Here is a 16,439-nt window from a genome sequence, read left to right as displayed (position 1 = left end):
AAACAGGCGTTCTATTATTTTAAGCCTATAGTATCTCTCTTGTTCCATGCTACAAACCGTTCACTGTGATGGTATGGTCATGAAACTGGCCCGTGCGCATCCAGACTGGAACCAACCGGAGTAGCAAGATGTCCGTTTCCCCCGCCGTTTCGATCAAGTCCACCAAATCCGCGTTTCAGTGGGAGGACCCGTTTTTGCTGGCTGACCAGCTCAGCGAAGAAGAGCGGATGATTGCTGACGCGGCGGCTGCTTTCGCGGCCGACAAGCTCGCCCCCCGGGTGACCAATGCCTATTTGAATGAAGAGACCGACCGGGCGATTTTCTCGGAAATGGGGCAGGCGGGTCTGCTGGGCGTCACCATTCCGGAAGCCTATGGCGGATCCGAGGCTGGCTATGTCTCCTACGGTCTTGTTGCACGCGAGGTGGAGCGGATTGATTCAGGCTACCGTTCGATGATGAGCGTTCAGTCCTCGCTGGTGATGTATCCTATCCACGCCTATGGCACCGAAGAGCAGCGGATGAAGTATCTACCGAAACTCGCCAGCGGTGAATGGGTCGGCTGTTTTGGCCTGACCGAACCCGATGCCGGCTCCGATCCCGGTGGCATGAAGACGCGGGCGCGCAAGAGCGATGGCGGTTATGTGCTTCACGGCTCCAAAATGTGGATTTCCAATGCGCCGATCGCGGATGTGTTCGTGGTGTGGGCCAAGTCCGAAGCCCATGGTGGCGAGATCCGGGGCTTTGTTCTTGAAAAGGGCATGAAGGGTCTCTCCGCGCCCAAGATCGGTGGCAAGCTGAGCCTGCGGGCCTCGATCACCGGCGAGATCGTGATGGACAATGTTGAGGTCGGTGAAGACGCGTTGCTGCCCAATGTGTCGGGTCTGAAGGGACCGTTCGGCTGTCTCAACCGGGCACGCTACGGGATTTCCTGGGGCGTCATGGGCGCTGCCGAGGATTGTTGGTACCGCGCCCGCCAATACGGCCTCGATCGCCATCAGTTCGGCAAGCCTTTGGCCGGCACCCAATTGTACCAGAAGAAGCTGGCCGACATGCAGACGGAAATCGCACTGGGCCTGCAAGGCTCGTTGCGGGTTGGCCGGCTGATGGACGAGCACCGCTTCGCGCCTGAAATGATCTCCATCGTCAAACGCAACAATTGCGGCAAGGCGCTCGACATCGCCCGGATGGCGCGCGACATGCATGGCGGCAACGGCATTCAGGCCGAGTACCACGTCATGCGCCATGCACAGAATTTGGAGACGGTGAACACCTATGAGGGAACGCATGATGTGCATGCGTTGATCCTGGGACGTGCCCAGACCGGTCTTCAGGCGTTTTTCTGAGCGGTTCGCTTGGTGTCAACCTGGCAAGGACGTCTCCACCGCGGTTCGGTTTGCAAGGGATTTTCCAGCACAGCAAACCCGGCATGGAATTCGCTGTAACTGCTTGCTCATCATGAGGAATGCGAGGGAACTATTATACAACTCGTTAACTGCTTGTTGCTAGATTTGAGGGATCGCTGTGCCGCTTCTCATCAGGTCTATATATGCTTACGCGAATTCCAAAGACTGAACTTGAAAAAGGCATGTATGTCGAAGCGGTCGAATGTTCCCAGACTGTTTTTGGAAAACGCCGGTTTGTGCTAAAGTCTGACAGCGATTTCAATGCGATTCTGAACAGCCCTGCTGATTTTGTGTTGATCAATACGGCGATTGGCAGCACAGGTGGCGCTGCCGCTGGTGTGACTTCTGGTGCGGGAAAGCCGCTTACGCCCGCTGAGGCGAAATCCGCGTTTGGGCGCAGCACCGGCATTGTCAAGGCCGAACTTGTCACCATGTTGAGCGACGGCGTGCTCGACATGGAAAAATTTTCGCCCGTAATCGAAGAGATCACGGAGGCGGATGATGCGCAGTTTGCGCTGATGCATGAGGTTTCCCGGCTCCGGACCAAGGACGAGAGTACGTTCCAGCATTCGCTGTCGGTCGGTATGCTGATGGGTCGGCTCGGAGATGCTGTAGGGCTGGACAAGGAAACCGTTGAGCTTCTGGTGCTGTCCGGATTGCTGCATGATGTGGGAAAATTGGCGATCCCGAGCAAAATCCTGCTCAAGGACGGCCCCCTTTCGCCCGCGGAACGCAAGGTGATCCGAACTCACCCGAGGCGCGGTCACACCATTCTCAAGACTTACGACAATATACCGGATCTGGCGCTCGAGATTTGCCTGCATCACCATGAACTGCTTGATGGCACCGGGTATCCGATGCAGCTCTCCGGCTCCGAGATCAGCTTGCTGGTTCGGATTTCGACAGTCTGTGACGTGTTCGATGCGCTCACCTCCAGCCGGGTCTACAAACGCGGCTGGGCAACGGTTGACGCTTTGAACTGGTTGTTCGAGCGGGATAGTCAATTCGACCGTAAGCTGGTGTTGCGGCTGGGCGGCCTGGTTGACGCTTGATGAGCGCTGCCATCGGCGCTGACGCGCCTGTCGGGTTAAGGTTAAGCTTGGTTGTTTGTATAAAATTGAGATCCGGACCTGTATAAGCCCTCTAGAAACTGAGTTTCTAAAAGGGGTGAGTTATGGCTTCGAGCGGAGAGCAGGCTCTTGCGGGCGGATATGCCGGTGACTTCTTGCGCGGGTTGCTGGGATTGCGGCAGCAATGGCTTGATGTCGACCAGAACCCGAAGGCCATCGCCACTGTGTCGACCCTCCTGGGGCGTATGGTGCTCAACGTGGTTTTCGTCGGTGCACTGTCTGTAACCGGGTATTTCTCGGCAAGCCTGCTTGTTTTGATTGCGATCACCCTGGTTGGCTGCTCCTTGTTTCCTGAGCGGCGGCTGTTGATCATGTCGCTTGCTGGACTGTTCTACGTGTTGGCGCGCCCGTTCCGTTCCGACCAGCAACGTGACCTTGTGCTTGGTTTGAAGGACAGCACTCCCGCTGTCGCGGAGCTGCCCGCGATCGCGGTCTATGCGCCCGTTGTGGCGTCATTTCTGCTTGTCTGCGGCATCTGTCTGCACCTTCAGAAGCGTTTCTCCCAGTATCTCCTGGCCCAGAGGCCGGTGCTGATGCAGTTCCTGGTGCTGGCTGGCTTGACGATCCTGGCGGTCCAGCTTCCCGACCATTCGCTCGCCAAATTGCTGGTCTGGAGCTTCGTGACGGTCTACAGCGCCTCTTTCTTTTTCCTGGCCTATGCCTTCGCTGATCAGCGCGCCAAGGATCAGACCCCGGTGGGTCTCAGGCTGGGCTTCATGCGTCCCTTCTGGGGCGGCTCCTCGATCCCGTTGAAGGGGCTGCATTTCTTCAAACGGTTCGAGGCGAAGACCCCGGAAGAGCTGTCAAAGGTGCAGTTGCGTGCACTCAAGCTCGCGGTCTGGGCCGTGATCCTGTCGCTGGTCTATCTGGTGTGCGATTTCATTCTTCACGATTGGCTCAAACTGCCAAGAATGCTGGAGGCGATCGGCCTGGTGTCCACCGGGGAGGGCTTGAGCCGTGGTGCAGCCTGGGGCGTTGTCGGAGCCAATTTCATCCTTGATGTCATTGGACTGGCCGCAGGTACCCATGCCCTGGTGGCGATTGTGCGGATGGCGGGGTATGGAATTCCCCGCAATGTGTCGCGGCCGCTCACGTCGCGCAGCGTTGCCGAGTTCTGGAACCGGTACTTCTACTATTTCAAGGAGTTGCTGGTCGACTTCTTCTTCTATCCGGCTTTTGTGCGCTACTTCAAGAAATCTCCGAAACTGCGCATTGCTTTCGCGACATTTTGTGCGGCCTTTGTCGGCAATGTTCTGTTCAGCGTCCTGTCTCAGATGCATCTGTTCAACACCGGCGGCATTGTCGATGTGGCACTTCATTTCGAAAACTACATGTTTTATGCGCTGCTGCTGACGGCCGCACTGATCGTCTCGCAGCTCAATCCCAACAAGCCGAAACCGGAGCACGGCCACTTGCGCTACAATGTGCTGCCGCGCGTTCAGGTGCTGGGCTTTTTCGCCCTGCTACAGGTGTTCTCGGATGAGACGGGTATCTATGGGCTTGCCGAGCGCTTCGACTTCCTTGGGCATCTGTTTCTTCTCTAACAGAGTTCCGGTCTAACAGAGTGCCGGCTGCGCTCGGGGCGCGCAAACCAAAAAAGCGCCGGGCCTCTGGCAGGCCACGGCGCTTGTTTTTGCTATGCCGCAACAACGGCCCAGAGGCTTCAGGCCTGGACTGATGCCCGGCTTGCCAGTGCCTCGATCTGCGCGATCGTATCAAGCTCGGTGATGTCAAAATCCGCGTCTGCGAGATCGATGCCGAAATCGCTCTCGAGCAACATCATGATTTCGGTGGCGGCAAGGGAATCGAGCAATCCGCTGAAAAACAGCGACTGGTCGTCGGCAACCGGCTGGCTGTGGCCACGGTCAGTCAGCTTTACGGTGATCATCTCGCGGATGGCGTTGGGAGAGTGGGTCGTCATGGGTAAAATCCCCTTATGGCTTTTGAATGCGGTTTTGGTGTTTGGGTTTCAGACAGGTGCCGGGCCGAACATGTTCACAGCCGGCTATCCGGCTGCGCGTTTGGCCTGATCGCCGCTTTCTTCCTGATCGAGGCTTTCGAACAGGGCACGGCGGTCGATCTTTCCATTGGCGTTTTGCGGCAGGGTGTCGACCAGGCGGATGGCGCCTGGCACCATATAGCGCGGCAGAGCCTGCAGCATCGCGGAAAGGATCTCGTCGGATGACCGTGACGAGCCTGCAACGAAGCTGACCAGACCTTCGGCAGATCCGAAGGTGACCGGCCAGGCGACGGTTGCCGCCAATTCGGTTCCCGCGGCGGCACGCAAATGCATGTCGACTTCCTCAAGCTCGATCCGGTTGCCCTTGAGCTTGATCTGGTTGTCGACGCGGCCGAGATGGTGGAACACGCCGTTTTCACCCCTGCTGCCAAGATCGCCGGTAAGATACCAGCGCTCGCCCCGGATCATGCGGAACTGCTTGTCCGTGAGGTCGGGCCTGCCGAAATAGCCGATACCCACTTGCGGACCAGCCAGCGCAATTTCGCCAGGGGTGTTGTCCGGCAGCGGGTTCTGGTTTTCGTCGAAGATCTCTACCTTCATTGTTTCGTAGGGCGCGCCGATGGCGAGAATGCCGCGTGAGGGGGTCTCAACCGGTGGCACGGTCAGTGTCTGGCGGGTGCAGATAACGGTGGCTTCAGTCGGCCCGTAGATGTTGTCGACACGGCCATTGGGCGTGGCTTTGGCCCAGGCCTGCGCAGCCTTGACCGGCAGCGGTTCGCCACAAAAAATCGACAGCCGCAGACTTGGAAAAATACCATCCTGAAGCGCACCGGTGGTGCGCATGAGGCCGATGACCGTCGGGACCGACATCCAGACTGTAAGTTCGTGACGGCGGATGAACCGGCTCGGGGCCATAAGCTCGAGCTGGGCCATCACATGCAGGGACGCTGCGGCCCGGGTGCACAAGAACAGATTGTGGACGCTCAGGTCGAAGGTGACATCACAGGCCTCGCCGATGCGGTCTTGTGGTGTGTACCCGGTCCACAATTCGGATTGATCGAGGTAGCTCGCCAGATTGGCGGCCGAGATCATCACGCCCTTGGGCAGACCGGTGGTGCCTGAAGTGAAGATGACATAGGCGAGGTCGTCGGCGGTCATCTCGGCGGGTTCCGGCATCACCGAGGCGGGAAGGTCTTCAAACCTGGTGATCGTCTGGCCACCTGCCGGTTCCGGCGTCTCAGTGCTGTCCGAGATATATATGAGGCGGGGAGCCTTCTCGAGCACCGATGGGGTCAGAAGATTGACGCCATTGCGGTCAACCACCAGCGCGTCGAGTTCCAGTTCGTCCAAAAGTGCAATCAACCGCGCTTCAGGCCATTTGAGATTGAGCGGGACATAGGCGGAACCGGCCCAGCAACTGGCCAGGATGCCGACATAGGCTTCAAGGCTCCGGGTTCCCAGAATTCCGACGCGGCCGGAGTTTCTCCCGGCGCGCAAGTGATGGGCCAGATGGCTGACACGTGCTTCCATATCGGCATAGGTGAAGCTGGATCCACCAACGGACAGGACAACATTGTCAGGCCGCTCTTTTGCCGATTTGTAGAATCCGAGTGCGGGATTAAAGTCTGTCATCATCTGCCATCCCCATGATGTACAAGTGCTCGTCAGTGGGCGATCTCTAGCAACACAGTCATAACATCAGGTTTATTTCTCGAACTCTGTTTGCCTCAAGCTGTCGAAAAAGCGGTTTGGGGCGCTTGGCAGGCGAACTCCAGAGTATCCTTTCCACCGTCGGGTCTTTTCTGGTGTGGATATAACAGAATGCCGCTTTTCGGTCTCATTATCCAAAAAAATCAAAAAGTAAGCTGGTGTATTCTCAGAATCTGTTGAGCCGGTGGAGCAAAAAGTCTCATGGATTGAGACTGCATTTTCCCCGGAACACGTTTTGTTAAGGTAAATCGTGGAAGAAATATGCATAGCTTTTGCATTCGCCAGTGGAGTCTCTCGATGCCATCTTTGAAATTTCTCAACAATATCAAGATCGGTCATAAGATCTATGGTGGTTTCGCAATCGTCATCGCCGTGTTGGTGACGATCGGCGGCGTGTCCGTCTTCATGAACATCGCCAATAAAGGATCGTTCATGGAATACCGAACCGCCGCGCGGCTGACCAGCGAGGCGGCGGGTGTTGAAGACAACATGCTGTCTGCGCGACTGTCCTTCATGAAATACCGGACCAACCAGTCTGCCGAGGTCAAGCAGGAAGTCCATGATCGCCTTGATGCGACGCTTGCCGCCATCAAGACCATGGATGATGTCGCGGTTCAGGAATCGGTGAAAACCGCAATCGCCGGTTTCGCGGGGCAGGTGGAGACCTATCGTGCGGGTTTTGATTCCGTGGCGGTGCTTCAGGATCGGCGCAACGAGCTGGTTCATGGCACATTGGACAAGCTCGGTCCGCAATTGCAGGACGATACGGCAAAAATCACCAAGGAACTGCAGAACATCTTCAAGACCGGTGCCGCATTCGTCGCGGGCCGCGTTCAATATGGTGTGGCCAGCATGCAGCTCTTGGGTAACAAGTACCTTCTGAGCAATGATGCTGACGCCTATGCCCAGTCCAAGCAGTATGCGGAAACCGCAATCACTGATCTGGCGGAAGTTGTCAAACAGGCGGGCTATGAGCCGATGGAAGAGATGTTTGCAAAGGCCAAGGCGGATATAGAGCACTATTCCGCCACCATGACCGAAGTTCACGACATCATCGCTCAGCGCAATGAGATCATTGCAGGAACGCTTGACGTGGTCGGCCCGGCCGTGTCGAACGCGGTTGAAGATCTCAAGCTGGAACTTAAGAAGACTCAGGACACGCTGGGACCATCGATCCAATCTACGATGTCAAATGGCGTGATAGTGTCGGGGATTCTTGCCGCTGGCGGAGCCATGCTGGCGCTGGCTTTTGCCATGCTGATCGCCACCGGTATCACCCGCCCGGTCCAGGCCATCACAAGGGCCATGAGCGCTCTGGCTGACAACAAGCTGGACACAGTGATCCCGGGTCTCGATCACAAGAGCGAGATCGGTGAGATGGCTCAGGCTGTGGACGTGTTCAAGCAGAACGCGATCCGTGTCCGCGATCTGACTGCCCAGGAAGCGGCACTGCAGGCCAAGAACACCGATCTGCAGTCCAACATCTCGACAGTTGTTGCCGCAGCGGTGGCTGGCGACTTCACCAAGCGGATCACCGCTCGCTACGACAATCCGGATCTCGATGCCTTTGCCAGCAACGTCAACACGCTGGTGGAATCGGTCGATACCGGCATCGCCGAGACACAGCGGGTGATTGCCGCGCTTGCCGATGGTGACCTGACCGAGGAAATGACGGGCAGCTACCAGGGTGTATTTGCCGAGCTGCAGTCCAACGTCAATGGGACCATGGGCAGCCTTCGCAAGCTGATGGAGGAGGTCCGCCATTCGGCCGACGTCATCAATGGCGGGGCAGACCAGATCCGCAACGCCTCCAACGACCTCTCACGCCGTACGGAAACCCAGGCCGCCTCGCTCGAGGAGACCTCTTCCGGGCTCGAGGAAATCACGGTCGCGGTCCGCAGCTCGACAGAAAGAGCCCAGGATTCGAGCCGCATGGTCAGCGAGGCGCGCACATTCGCTCAGCAATCCGCTGTGGTGGTGGAAGATGCCAATGCTGCCATGAGCCGCATTGAGCAGGCCTCGGGCGAGATCTCCAACATCATCAATGTGATCGACGAGATCGCCTTCCAGACCAACCTGCTGGCGCTCAATGCTGGTGTTGAAGCCGCACGCGCCGGTGAAGCAGGCAAGGGCTTCGCAGTCGTTGCGCAGGAAGTCCGCGAACTGGCCCAGCGTTCCGCCACGGCAGCCAAGGACATCAAGGATCTGATCACCAAGTCTTCGGGCGAAGTGGAATCCGGTGTCGGACTGGTGACTTCGACCGGAGACGCGCTTCGCGAAATCCAGGAAAAGGTGAACGGCATCGCCGATCAGGTGACAGCAATCGCCACCGCTGCAAATGAGCAGTCGACGGGGCTCCAGGAGATCAACGCATCGATCAACCAGATGGACCAGATGACCCAGCAGAACGCGGCGATGGTGGAAGAAGCAGCTGCCAGCACCAACACGTTGGCCGATGAGACGGCAACGTTGCGCCAGCTGATTTCACGCTTCAAGCTGGCCAAGCCCGGCCATCAGTACAGCAGCGCGGCCTGACCGGGCATCCGATCACTGGGCTCGCCCTGGTTAAGACAAGCAACCCACCGGCAGTTTTGCCGGTGGGTTTTTCGTTGCCCCCGGTATGACCGCGTTTGTTGATGCAGCGCTATCTGCTGGTTGAAACGAGCCCGGCAATCTGACCTATCAGCTATTTGCGGCGCTTGATTGCCCCCAATCTGAGCGTGCCCAGAGCGATCAGCACACCAAAGGCAGCGATCAGGATCATGGCCAGATGATCCGGCCAGCTCGCCAGGTGGGCTCCGGCCTCGGAGATCGCCAGATGGGAATGGTCGCCGGTATGGGCCCGGGCCTGAGCTGTTGTAAGAAGCGAGGCCGCCAGAGCCGCCGTTGCACGTTTAATCATGGGATTGTCCTTTCTTGTCCCGTTTGGATTGGGCTTCGTCGAGAAGCGTGATGATGTCGACATCCACACGTTCGGTGAGTGAGACATAGGTGAAGGTCATGGTCTCGCGCTCCTGGACCATGGCCGCCGGGTAGGGCAGGTGAACCAGTTCCCTTGACGCAAAGGCCGGCGAGGCGGTGCCGAGCTGCCACTTGGTTTCCACTTTGGCGTCGACCAGATGCATGGTCAGCCCGTCGCTGCCCGTGCGCTTGGCCGCAACCTGCGACAATTCGATGAAGGCCGGTTTGTCCTCGGCCTTGCGGAACCCGTCGATGAAGGCCGCGGCCAGGGCCTGGAGCCGGTGCAGGCGCTCCTTGTCGGGATCTGCATGGACATGGGAATGCATGTGATCATGCCCGTGATCATGTGCATGATTGTGCCCCGGACCATGATGGTGGTGACCATCGTGCCCGTGATCATGCCCGTGACCGTGACCGTGACTGTGATCATGATGGCCGTGTGCGTGATGGTGCGGCCTGCTCATGGCTTCATGTCCCAGCCCTGCGAGGTGACTTCGGGACCGGCGGGGATCTGCACCGGCTTGTCGATGATGTGCTTGTGTGCGCCCATTTTGCCGTGGCTCACCAGCGTGCCCAGCACATCCACGATCACCCGCGTGGCGAGCAGTGCTGTGATGTCGGAGGTGTCATAGGGCGGCGAGACCTCGACAACCTCGAGCCCGCAGATGCCTTCCTTGGCAACCAGCGAGACCAGTTCCAGCGCTTCGCGGGGCAGGAAGCCGCCTGGCTCCGGCCAGCCGGTTCCGGGCACGAAGCCGCAATCGACGCTGTCGATGTCAAACGAGATATAGACCGCATCGGCGTCCTTCCAGGCCAGCTCAAGCGCGCGGGCCGCGGTCTCGGCCAGGCCCATCTCCTCGATGTCGCGCATGGTGAATATATTGGTGTTGCGCTTGCGTGCTTCCTCCACGCCTTCGCGCGGCACCTGCCATCCACCAATGCCGACCTGCACCAGATTGACGGCCGGCACATTGGCGAGATCGGTGGCATGAAACCACGGCGTGGTGTGCATGCGCTCGTCGAGATCCTTCTCCTGGATGTCGATGTGGCGGTCGAAATGGACAATGCCGATCCGCTTGGAGGTGCATTGCGCGATGCCGCGCACGCAGGGGAAGCCGATCGAGTGGTCGCCGCCGATGATGATCGGCAGTGCGCCCGACGATGCCACATGGCTGACCGCACGGGTGACCTGATCGAAGGTTTTCTCGATGTTGGCAGGGATGGTGAAGACGTCGCCGACATCACAAAGGGTCATCTGCTCGCGCAGATCGATGCCCATCTCGTAATTGTAGGGCGTGTAGAGCGCGGAGATCTTGCGCACGCCCTGCGGACCAAAGCGTGTGCCCGGCCGATAGGTGGTGCCGCCATCAAAGGGGACGCCGATGATCGCTGCATCGTAGTTGCCGACCAGCGTCGAGTCCTCGATATAGGGCGCCTTCAGAAAGGTGTTGATGCCGGCGTAATGGGGCAGTTCGCCGCGCGCGAAGGTGGGGATGGTCTTGTCTTCGAGGCTGTCCGATCCGGTCAGGCCCATGCGCAGCGCCCAGGCGCGTTCCTGCTGCCAGGCGGCGGAAGGCAGTTTTCCTTCCTTCTCGGCCGCGCGCCAGCCACGCATGTTGAGCTTGTCAAAATCCGGATGGTGATGGCGGCCGGGCAGGGGCTGTGTCGCGACGCCTGCGCGCTTGTGCGCACGTGCCGGGCCGTTGTTGAAAAAATCACGCATCATTGTCTCCAGGTCATGTGTCGTTTGGTGTTGTGATGAGGTCACGCGCATCTGGCACCGGTGATGTCTCGCGGCGGTCCAGTGGCAGATCGTAGGTGATTGTTGCGCCATAGCGTTGCGGCGCGTGCGGATCGTGGCGGCGCTTGTCGAAGACGAGAACGCGCGTGCCGAGCTTGAAGGCCTCGTGAATGTCATGGGTGACCATGAAGACGGTCATGCCGCGCTCGCGCCACAGCTCCAGCAACAAGGCATGCATGTCGACCCGGGTGCCGGGGTCGAGCGCGCCGAAGGGTTCGTCCATCAGAAGCACGTCGGGCTTCTTCAAGAGCGCCTGGGCAATGGCCAGCCGTTGCTGCATGCCGCCCGACAGTTGTGAGGGATAACTCTTGCGCGAACCGGCAAGGCCGATGGCTTCCAGGGTCCGGTCAACCGTGCTGCGCATGGCCCGCCGCTTGGCGCCGAAGACGCGGCCAAGCCTTGGCGAATTGGCGAATTCATCGGCGAGGATAAGATTGTCCTCGACGCTGAGATGCGGAAACACCGAATAGCGCTGGAACACGATGCCGCGGTCTTCCGTCGGCTCGGCAGGGATCGGTTCGCCGTCTAGGAGGATCGCGCCACGGTCGGGTGTTTCCTGCGACAACAACATGCGCAGGAAAGTGGATTTGCCGCAGCCGGACGCCCCTACCACGGTGCAGAAGGAACCGGCCTCGACATCGAGTGACACGCCTTCGAGCACAACCGCGCCATCATAGGACTTGCCCACGCCGTGTACGGCGATTTTGGGTTGGGTGCTCACAGGCTTTCCCCCTGCATGTGGTTCCAGGGGAAGGCGCGGCGCGATAGCGTCAGCAGCAGCCTATCGATCAGATAGGCCAGGAACGTGATCCACAACACGTAAGGCAGGATCACATCCATCGCCAGGAACCGCCGCACCAGAAAGATCCTGTAGCCAAGCCCGGATGTGGACGCGATCGCTTCAGCGGAAATCAGGAAGATCCAGGCGGGAACGAGGCCCAGCCGCATCGCCGTGATCAGATTGGGCAGCACCTGTGGCAGCACCACGCGGGTCATCATCTGCCAGGTGGAGGCGCCGAGGGTCTGTGCCTTGATGATGAGTTCCTTGGGCAGGTCCATCACCGCTTGCGCCACCGAACGCGTCATCACCGGCGCGGTTCCCAGCGCGATCAGCAATATCTTCGAGGTCTCGCCCAGCCCCACCATGATAAACAGGATCGGCAGGATGGTGATCGGCGGGATCAGCGAGATCGAGGCAATGAAGGGCGACAATGTGCTGCGAACATAGGGCAGGAAACCCACCAGCACGCCGACGATCAGCGCAAACAGCGTCGCCGCGCCCATGCCGGCAGCCAGCCGGATCAGGCTGTCGATTGTGTCACCCCACAAAAGCAGGTCTCCGGAGCGGCGGTCCGGTTCAAAAGCCATGCGCCAGAAGGTTGCCGCCATCTGTTCGATCGATGGCAGCAATTTGTCGGCGGGATTTTCCAGCCGGCGAAAATGGCTTGCCACGGCGTAGGCAATGACGACACCCGCAAAGGGGAGTGCCGCCAGGGCCATTGCCGAGGGTTTGCCGGGCTTTCTGTTGATCAGGCGCATGGCTTTTTCGCCCTGGATCAGAGGCCGCCGGCGGCGGCCATTTCCATATAGGTGGTGTCAAAGCGCAGCTTCACATTGTTGGCGTCGCCATAGACGGAGCCATCGGGAAAGCTGACGCCGACGAATTCAGGCGAGGGCGCGCCTTCACCCAGAATGCCCTTGTCGAACAGGAACTCGGCGACGAACTTCATCGTCGCAGGCAATTCCGCCGACTTGGTGAAGCTCACCGCTTCTGCCGGCTCAAAGAACATCTTGGTGGTGTCGAGCTGTGCCTGATAGCCGGCAAGATCGGTTCCCGATGCGGCGGCCATGGATTCGAGCGCCTCGGTGTTTCCGGCCGCCATCAGCCCCATGACCTCGTACCAGGCACCGGTCAAAGCCTTGCCGAAATCGGGATTGTCGGCCAGCGTCTCGGTGTTGACCATCATCACGTCGATGATCTCGCCGGGGATGTTGGCGGAATCGAACACCTTGGTTGAGCCCGGTGTCGCCTCGATCTCCGACAGCAGCGGGTTCCAGGTCACGACCGATGTCACATCATCGGTGGCATAGGCGGCGATCATGTCGGCGTCGGAGGTGTTGACCACCGTGAGATCGCGTTCGCTCATGCCGACGCTGTCAAGGGCGCGGGCGAGCAGGTAGTGCGAGACCGACAGTTCCACAAGATTGACGTTCTGGTCCTTCAGCGCCTCGACGCTGTCACCGTCCTTGAGCACGATGCCGTCATTGCCGTTGGAATAGTCGCCAACGATCAGCGCGGTGGTGTCGACGCCGCCGCCGGCGGGAATGGACAGCGCGTCCATATTGGTCATCGAGCAGCCGTCGAACTCGCCGGCGGTGTACTGGTTGATGGATTCCACATAGTCGTTGATCTGAACGATCTCGACATCAATTCCGTATTTCTCGGCCCATTTGTCCATGATGCCGGAGGTTTCGAGATAGCCCCAGGGCATCCAGCCGACATAGATCGACCAGCACACCTTGAACTCGGATTTTTCCTGTGCGGTTGCATCGGGTGTCATCCCGACAAGGAAGGTGGCCGACAGCGCCGTTGCTGCCGCCAATGCCATTGCTTTGGTCTTGAGTGTCTTGATCATTTGCTCTCGCCTCTCTCATGTGCGCTCTGGTCGCAGTGTTTGAGGGTTTGAGCGCGCGGGCCGGGAGACAGTCTGCGCGCGCAAACCTGTGCAGGTGTCTCCCGGGATTTTGCCCCGCCGTGTTCCCGGACTGTTTTGACCGGGTGGCACCTCTCGGACCTGCGTCTTTCTGGAGGAGTTGAAAGACCGGAACCCTAGATGCCCGCTGCACGGCCTATGCAATGCAGTAACTGTGCCAGTTTTGCTAAGTCATTGAAAATAATGCGCCTGTGACCTGGACGGTTTCAGGCATACGAACCGTCTGGAGTCGGATTGGGCAGCAATTTGAGGGCAACGCCGCGATTTTGGGCACAAATGCGGATGATGAATATCCGGGCAACGCCGACCCCGGTTCTCACAACAGATTAACGATCCGGGCAATCTGTGTCTTGAAAATGTTGCATTGCACAATTAAGTTCGATTCAGGCAATTCGGGAGGACTGACCTTGGAGGTCGACAATGTTTTTCCGGTTTTTGTTCAAACCGCAGGATTTTGAAACCACACTCGATGGCGCGATCCGTCTCAGGCGGCTTGGGCCCGGCGATGCCGCGATCTTCCGCGATCATATCCACGCGTTGCATTTCACCGATTTCCGCGACCGCTTCAACGGTCTCGCCTCCGACTACTGGCTCGACAAGTACATCGCCCGGTCTCTCGACACTGCGATCTGCATCGGGGCCTTTCAGGACGAGCACCTGCTGGCGGTGGCCGAGCTGCACAGTGGCAGCCACCTTCCCGAGGGCGAGGCGGAATCGGCGTTCTCCGTGGCCTCGGACTGGCGCCGCAAGGGGCTTGGCACGCTGTTGGTCAAGGCGCTTCTGAAGGCTGCGACCGAGGCCGGCATATCCACCATCATTATCGAGACCGGGCCGCAGAACCACGCGATGAAGGCTCTGGCGCGCCGGTTCGGCGCGAAGATGCGCTTTGGCGGCGATCAGTCGGTAGGCCGGATCAATGTGGCCGAAGGGCTGCGGATTGCCGGCCGGCGCAAATCCCCGCCACCGCTTGCCATTGCCGTCCCCGGAGTTGGTGGCGGGCTTGCTGACGGTTTGGGCAACCGGCCCGCTGTTCCCCAAACCGCTGTTTGATCCACGCCGCGCGGAGAATGTCACATGCCAGACTGGCCGGTTTCAAAACGTCCCGGATCGATTGATGTGGGGTTGCCCGTCATCCGCCGCGGCATCAGCGGTGCGCACCATGCGTTCGTGTCCCTGACCCAGGAGCCCGGGCCACTTGGTTCCCTTTCCGACCAGATTGCCCATTGGAGCCTGGAGCAGGGGCTGTATAGTCAGGCTCAACGCAAACGGCGGCGCGCAAGGCGGGCTGCAACTGGAGGAACCCTATGACCGGCAAGAAAAGCACAGAAGACCTGGCATCGATGTTCATGAATTTCGGCAAGGATCTGAACCTGCCGGCACCCGATCTCGAAGCCCTCGTCGAGCGTCACCGCAAGAACCTGCAGGCGCTCGAAGAGGCGACCAAGGCCGCGGGCTCGGGCGCGACCACCATTCTGTCGCGCCAGCGCGAAATGGTGCAGGAGGCGATGGCCGAAATCTCGCAGATGGCGGAAAAGATGAAGTCGGGCGGCGATCCCAAGGAGATGATGTCGGCACAGGCCGATTTCGCGCGCAAGTCCTTCGAGGCGGCGCTCAAGAACACATCCCAAATCGCCGGCCTGGCGCAGAAATCCGGCGCCGAGAGCTTCAAGGTGCTGCAGGCCAGCATGCAGGAGACGCTTGAAGAGCTGCGCGATGCGATGACCAAGCCGGGCAAGAAGTAGGCTTTTAAGCCTGGCCGCACCCTTCATGATGCCGGCTGCACAGGCCGGCATCGCGCTTCAGCCCGGAATGAGAGACCAAGCATGCGCATTATCACAGGCGACGACATCCGTTCGGTGTGCTCCTGGCCCTTTGCCGTGGAGGCATTGCGGGCGGGGCATCTGATGCCGCCCGCGGAGCTGAAGGATTCGCTGATCGAGAACGCCGGCCGCAAGATGCTGGTGCGCACCGCCTGGATCCCCGGCCTCGCCTCGGGCGTCAAGGCCGTCACCATCTATCCGGACAACCCCTCGCAAGATCCGCCCCGGCCCTCGGTGCAGGGGCAGGTGCTGCTGTTTGACGAGGCTGAGGGTCATGTGGCCGCGGTGCTTGAGGGCGTCGATCTGACCGCCTGGAAGACGGCGGGCGATTCCGCGCTTGGCGCATCCTGCCTGGCGCGAAAGGATGTGCGAACCATGCTGATGGTCGGCGCCGGCTCGATGGCGCGCCCGCTGATCGAGGCGCATTGCTCGGTGCGGCCGTCGATCGATCACGTGATGATCTGGAACCGCAGCGCGCCACGCGCGCAAGAGCTGGCCGCAGCACTCGGCCGGGGCGGCATCAACGCGGAGGTGGTCAGCGACCTCGACGCGGCCGTCTCCCGCGCCGAGCTGATCTCGACCGCCACCATGTCGACCGAACCGCTGATCAGGGGCGCAGCCCTCAAACCCGGCACCCATGTCGATCTCGTCGGCGCCTACACGCCCACAATGCGCGAGGCCGACGACGCCGCGCTCACCGGCGGGCGGCTGTTCGTCGACAGCTACGCCACCACCATCGGCCATATCGGCGAAATCATGATCCCGATGGAAGCCGGCGTGATCACCCGCGCCGACATTCGCGGCGACATGCACGATCTGGTCCAGGGCAAGGCCGGCCGCACTTCGGATGACGAGATCACCCTCTTCAAAAACGGCGGCGGCGCCCATCTCGACGTGATGATCGCCCACGCGGTTCATGGGGCGGTTGGGTGAGGTGAGG

Annotated in this window: 15 protein-coding genes and 1 riboswitch; of the genes, 7 read left to right on the top strand and 8 right to left on the bottom strand. The window is 59.7% G+C overall.

The genetic code is table 11. The features are described from left to right. Positions 1–128: 128 nt before the first annotated feature. The 3 genes from HPDFL43_RS14295 (at position 129) to HPDFL43_RS14285 (ending at position 4,077) form a co-directional block, all read left to right on the top strand. Positions 129–1,343, top strand: coding sequence for an acyl-CoA dehydrogenase (locus HPDFL43_RS14295; RefSeq protein ID WP_007198079.1), 1,215 nt, complete (start codon positions 129–131; stop codon positions 1,341–1,343). 203 nt (positions 1,344–1,546) lie between these two features. After that, a complete protein-coding gene (locus HPDFL43_RS14290; RefSeq protein ID WP_007198078.1) occupies positions 1,547–2,455 on the top strand; it encodes a cyclic di-GMP phosphodiesterase in 909 nt (302 codons plus the stop codon). A gap of 122 nt (positions 2,456–2,577) precedes the next feature. Then, positions 2,578–4,077 (top strand): hypothetical protein, encoded by a 1,500-nt coding sequence (locus tag HPDFL43_RS14285; RefSeq protein WP_007198077.1) that lies wholly within the window; start codon positions 2,578–2,580, stop codon positions 4,075–4,077. A gap of 119 nt (positions 4,078–4,196) precedes the next feature. Here the strand turns inward: HPDFL43_RS14285 and HPDFL43_RS14280 are convergent, their stop codons facing one another. Both HPDFL43_RS14280 and HPDFL43_RS14275 read right to left on the bottom strand, forming a co-directional pair. Continuing rightward, positions 4,197–4,454: a phosphopantetheine-binding protein gene (locus HPDFL43_RS14280; protein ID WP_007198076.1), complete on the bottom strand. Its 258-nt coding sequence runs from the start codon at positions 4,452–4,454 to the stop codon at positions 4,197–4,199. 84 nt (positions 4,455–4,538) lie between these two features. Beyond that, a complete protein-coding gene (locus HPDFL43_RS14275) occupies positions 4,539–6,128 on the bottom strand; it encodes an AMP-binding protein (protein ID WP_007198075.1) in 1,590 nt (529 codons plus the stop codon). Positions 6,129–6,500: 372 nt separating this feature from the next. Here HPDFL43_RS14275 and HPDFL43_RS14270 point away from each other — a divergent pair, with 372 nt between their 5' ends. Further along, entirely contained in the window at positions 6,501–8,738 is a 2,238-nt protein-coding gene (locus tag HPDFL43_RS14270; RefSeq protein ID WP_007198074.1) for a methyl-accepting chemotaxis protein, read from the top strand. A 151-nt stretch (positions 8,739–8,889) separates the two neighbouring features. Here the strand turns inward: HPDFL43_RS14270 and HPDFL43_RS14265 are convergent, their stop codons facing one another. The 6 genes from HPDFL43_RS14265 to HPDFL43_RS14240 all read right to left on the bottom strand — a co-directional run bounded on the left by HPDFL43_RS14265 (position 8,890) and on the right by HPDFL43_RS14240 (position 13,601). Next, positions 8,890–9,105 carry a hypothetical protein gene (locus HPDFL43_RS14265; protein ID WP_007198073.1) on the bottom strand — a complete coding sequence of 72 codons (216 nt, stop codon included), beginning with the start codon at positions 9,103–9,105 and terminating at the stop codon, positions 8,890–8,892. Continuing rightward, positions 9,098–9,490 (bottom strand): hypothetical protein, encoded by a 393-nt coding sequence (locus HPDFL43_RS14260; protein ID WP_007198072.1) that lies wholly within the window; start codon positions 9,488–9,490, stop codon positions 9,098–9,100. The genes HPDFL43_RS14265 and HPDFL43_RS14260 overlap by 8 nt, the downstream gene beginning before the upstream one ends. A gap of 134 nt (positions 9,491–9,624) precedes the next feature. Next, positions 9,625–10,890 (bottom strand): agmatinase family protein, encoded by a 1,266-nt coding sequence (locus HPDFL43_RS14255; protein WP_007198071.1) that lies wholly within the window; start codon positions 10,888–10,890, stop codon positions 9,625–9,627. A gap of 10 nt (positions 10,891–10,900) precedes the next feature. Further along, positions 10,901–11,686, bottom strand: coding sequence for an ABC transporter ATP-binding protein (locus tag HPDFL43_RS14250; protein ID WP_040449249.1), 786 nt, complete (start codon positions 11,684–11,686; stop codon positions 10,901–10,903). Beyond that, the gene (locus HPDFL43_RS14245) at positions 11,683–12,504 is read right to left on the bottom strand and encodes an ABC transporter permease (RefSeq protein WP_007198069.1); all 822 of its coding nucleotides are present in this window, start codon (positions 12,502–12,504) and stop codon (positions 11,683–11,685) included. The genes HPDFL43_RS14250 and HPDFL43_RS14245 overlap by 4 nt, the downstream gene beginning before the upstream one ends. A 17-nt stretch (positions 12,505–12,521) precedes the next feature. After that, positions 12,522–13,601: a putative urea ABC transporter substrate-binding protein gene (locus HPDFL43_RS14240; protein WP_007198068.1), complete on the bottom strand. Its 1,080-nt coding sequence runs from the start codon at positions 13,599–13,601 to the stop codon at positions 12,522–12,524. A 96-nt stretch (positions 13,602–13,697) separates the two neighbouring features. Next, positions 13,698–13,810: riboswitch (guanidine-I (ykkC/yxkD leader) on the bottom strand. A 289-nt stretch (positions 13,811–14,099) separates the two neighbouring features. Here HPDFL43_RS14240 and HPDFL43_RS14235 point away from each other — a divergent pair. The 3 genes from HPDFL43_RS14235 to HPDFL43_RS14225 all read left to right on the top strand — a co-directional run bounded on the left by HPDFL43_RS14235 (position 14,100) and on the right by HPDFL43_RS14225 (position 16,432). After that, positions 14,100–14,729 carry a GNAT family N-acetyltransferase gene (locus tag HPDFL43_RS14235; protein ID WP_007198067.1) on the top strand — a complete coding sequence of 210 codons (630 nt, stop codon included), beginning with the start codon at positions 14,100–14,102 and terminating at the stop codon, positions 14,727–14,729. 254 nt (positions 14,730–14,983) lie between these two features. After that, entirely contained in the window at positions 14,984–15,421 is a 438-nt protein-coding gene (locus HPDFL43_RS14230) for a phasin family protein (protein ID WP_007198065.1), read from the top strand. 81 nt (positions 15,422–15,502) lie between these two features. Further along, positions 15,503–16,432, top strand: coding sequence for an ornithine cyclodeaminase family protein (locus HPDFL43_RS14225; protein WP_007198064.1), 930 nt, complete (start codon positions 15,503–15,505; stop codon positions 16,430–16,432). The last annotated feature ends 7 nt before the right edge of the window (positions 16,433–16,439 follow it).

It is taken from the genome of Hoeflea phototrophica DFL-43 (assembly GCF_000154705.2).
GTDB classification, from domain to species: Bacteria; Pseudomonadota; Alphaproteobacteria; order Rhizobiales; family Rhizobiaceae; genus Hoeflea; species Hoeflea phototrophica.
Note: the sequence above shows the minus strand (reverse complement) of the source record. Positions and strands in the feature narration are given on the sequence as shown.

Excerpts from the sequence above, each read along its gene's own strand:
- HPDFL43_RS14295 (WP_007198079.1), top strand. The coding sequence starts at position 129 with ATGTCCGTTTCCCCCGCCGTTTCGATCAAGTCCACCAAATCCGCGTTT.
- HPDFL43_RS14290 (WP_007198078.1), top strand. The coding sequence starts at position 1,547 with ATGCTTACGCGAATTCCAAAGACTGAACTTGAAAAAGGCATGTATGTC.
- HPDFL43_RS14285 (WP_007198077.1), top strand. The coding sequence starts at position 2,578 with ATGGCTTCGAGCGGAGAGCAGGCTCTTGCGGGCGGATATGCCGGTGAC.
- HPDFL43_RS14280 (WP_007198076.1), bottom strand. The coding sequence starts at position 4,454 with ATGACGACCCACTCTCCCAACGCCATCCGCGAGATGATCACCGTAAAG.
- HPDFL43_RS14275 (WP_007198075.1), bottom strand. The coding sequence starts at position 6,128 with ATGATGACAGACTTTAATCCCGCACTCGGATTCTACAAATCGGCAAAA.
- HPDFL43_RS14270 (WP_007198074.1), top strand. The coding sequence starts at position 6,501 with ATGCCATCTTTGAAATTTCTCAACAATATCAAGATCGGTCATAAGATC.
- HPDFL43_RS14265 (WP_007198073.1), bottom strand. The coding sequence starts at position 9,105 with ATGATTAAACGTGCAACGGCGGCTCTGGCGGCCTCGCTTCTTACAACA.
- HPDFL43_RS14260 (WP_007198072.1), bottom strand. The coding sequence starts at position 9,490 with ATGCATTCCCATGTCCATGCAGATCCCGACAAGGAGCGCCTGCACCGG.
- HPDFL43_RS14255 (WP_007198071.1), bottom strand. The coding sequence starts at position 10,890 with ATGATGCGTGATTTTTTCAACAACGGCCCGGCACGTGCGCACAAGCGC.
- HPDFL43_RS14245 (WP_007198069.1), bottom strand. The coding sequence starts at position 12,504 with ATGCGCCTGATCAACAGAAAGCCCGGCAAACCCTCGGCAATGGCCCTG.
- HPDFL43_RS14240 (WP_007198068.1), bottom strand. The coding sequence starts at position 13,601 with ATGATCAAGACACTCAAGACCAAAGCAATGGCATTGGCGGCAGCAACG.
- HPDFL43_RS14235 (WP_007198067.1), top strand. The coding sequence starts at position 14,100 with ATGTTTTTCCGGTTTTTGTTCAAACCGCAGGATTTTGAAACCACACTC.
- HPDFL43_RS14230 (WP_007198065.1), top strand. The coding sequence starts at position 14,984 with ATGACCGGCAAGAAAAGCACAGAAGACCTGGCATCGATGTTCATGAAT.
- HPDFL43_RS14225 (WP_007198064.1), top strand. The coding sequence starts at position 15,503 with ATGCGCATTATCACAGGCGACGACATCCGTTCGGTGTGCTCCTGGCCC.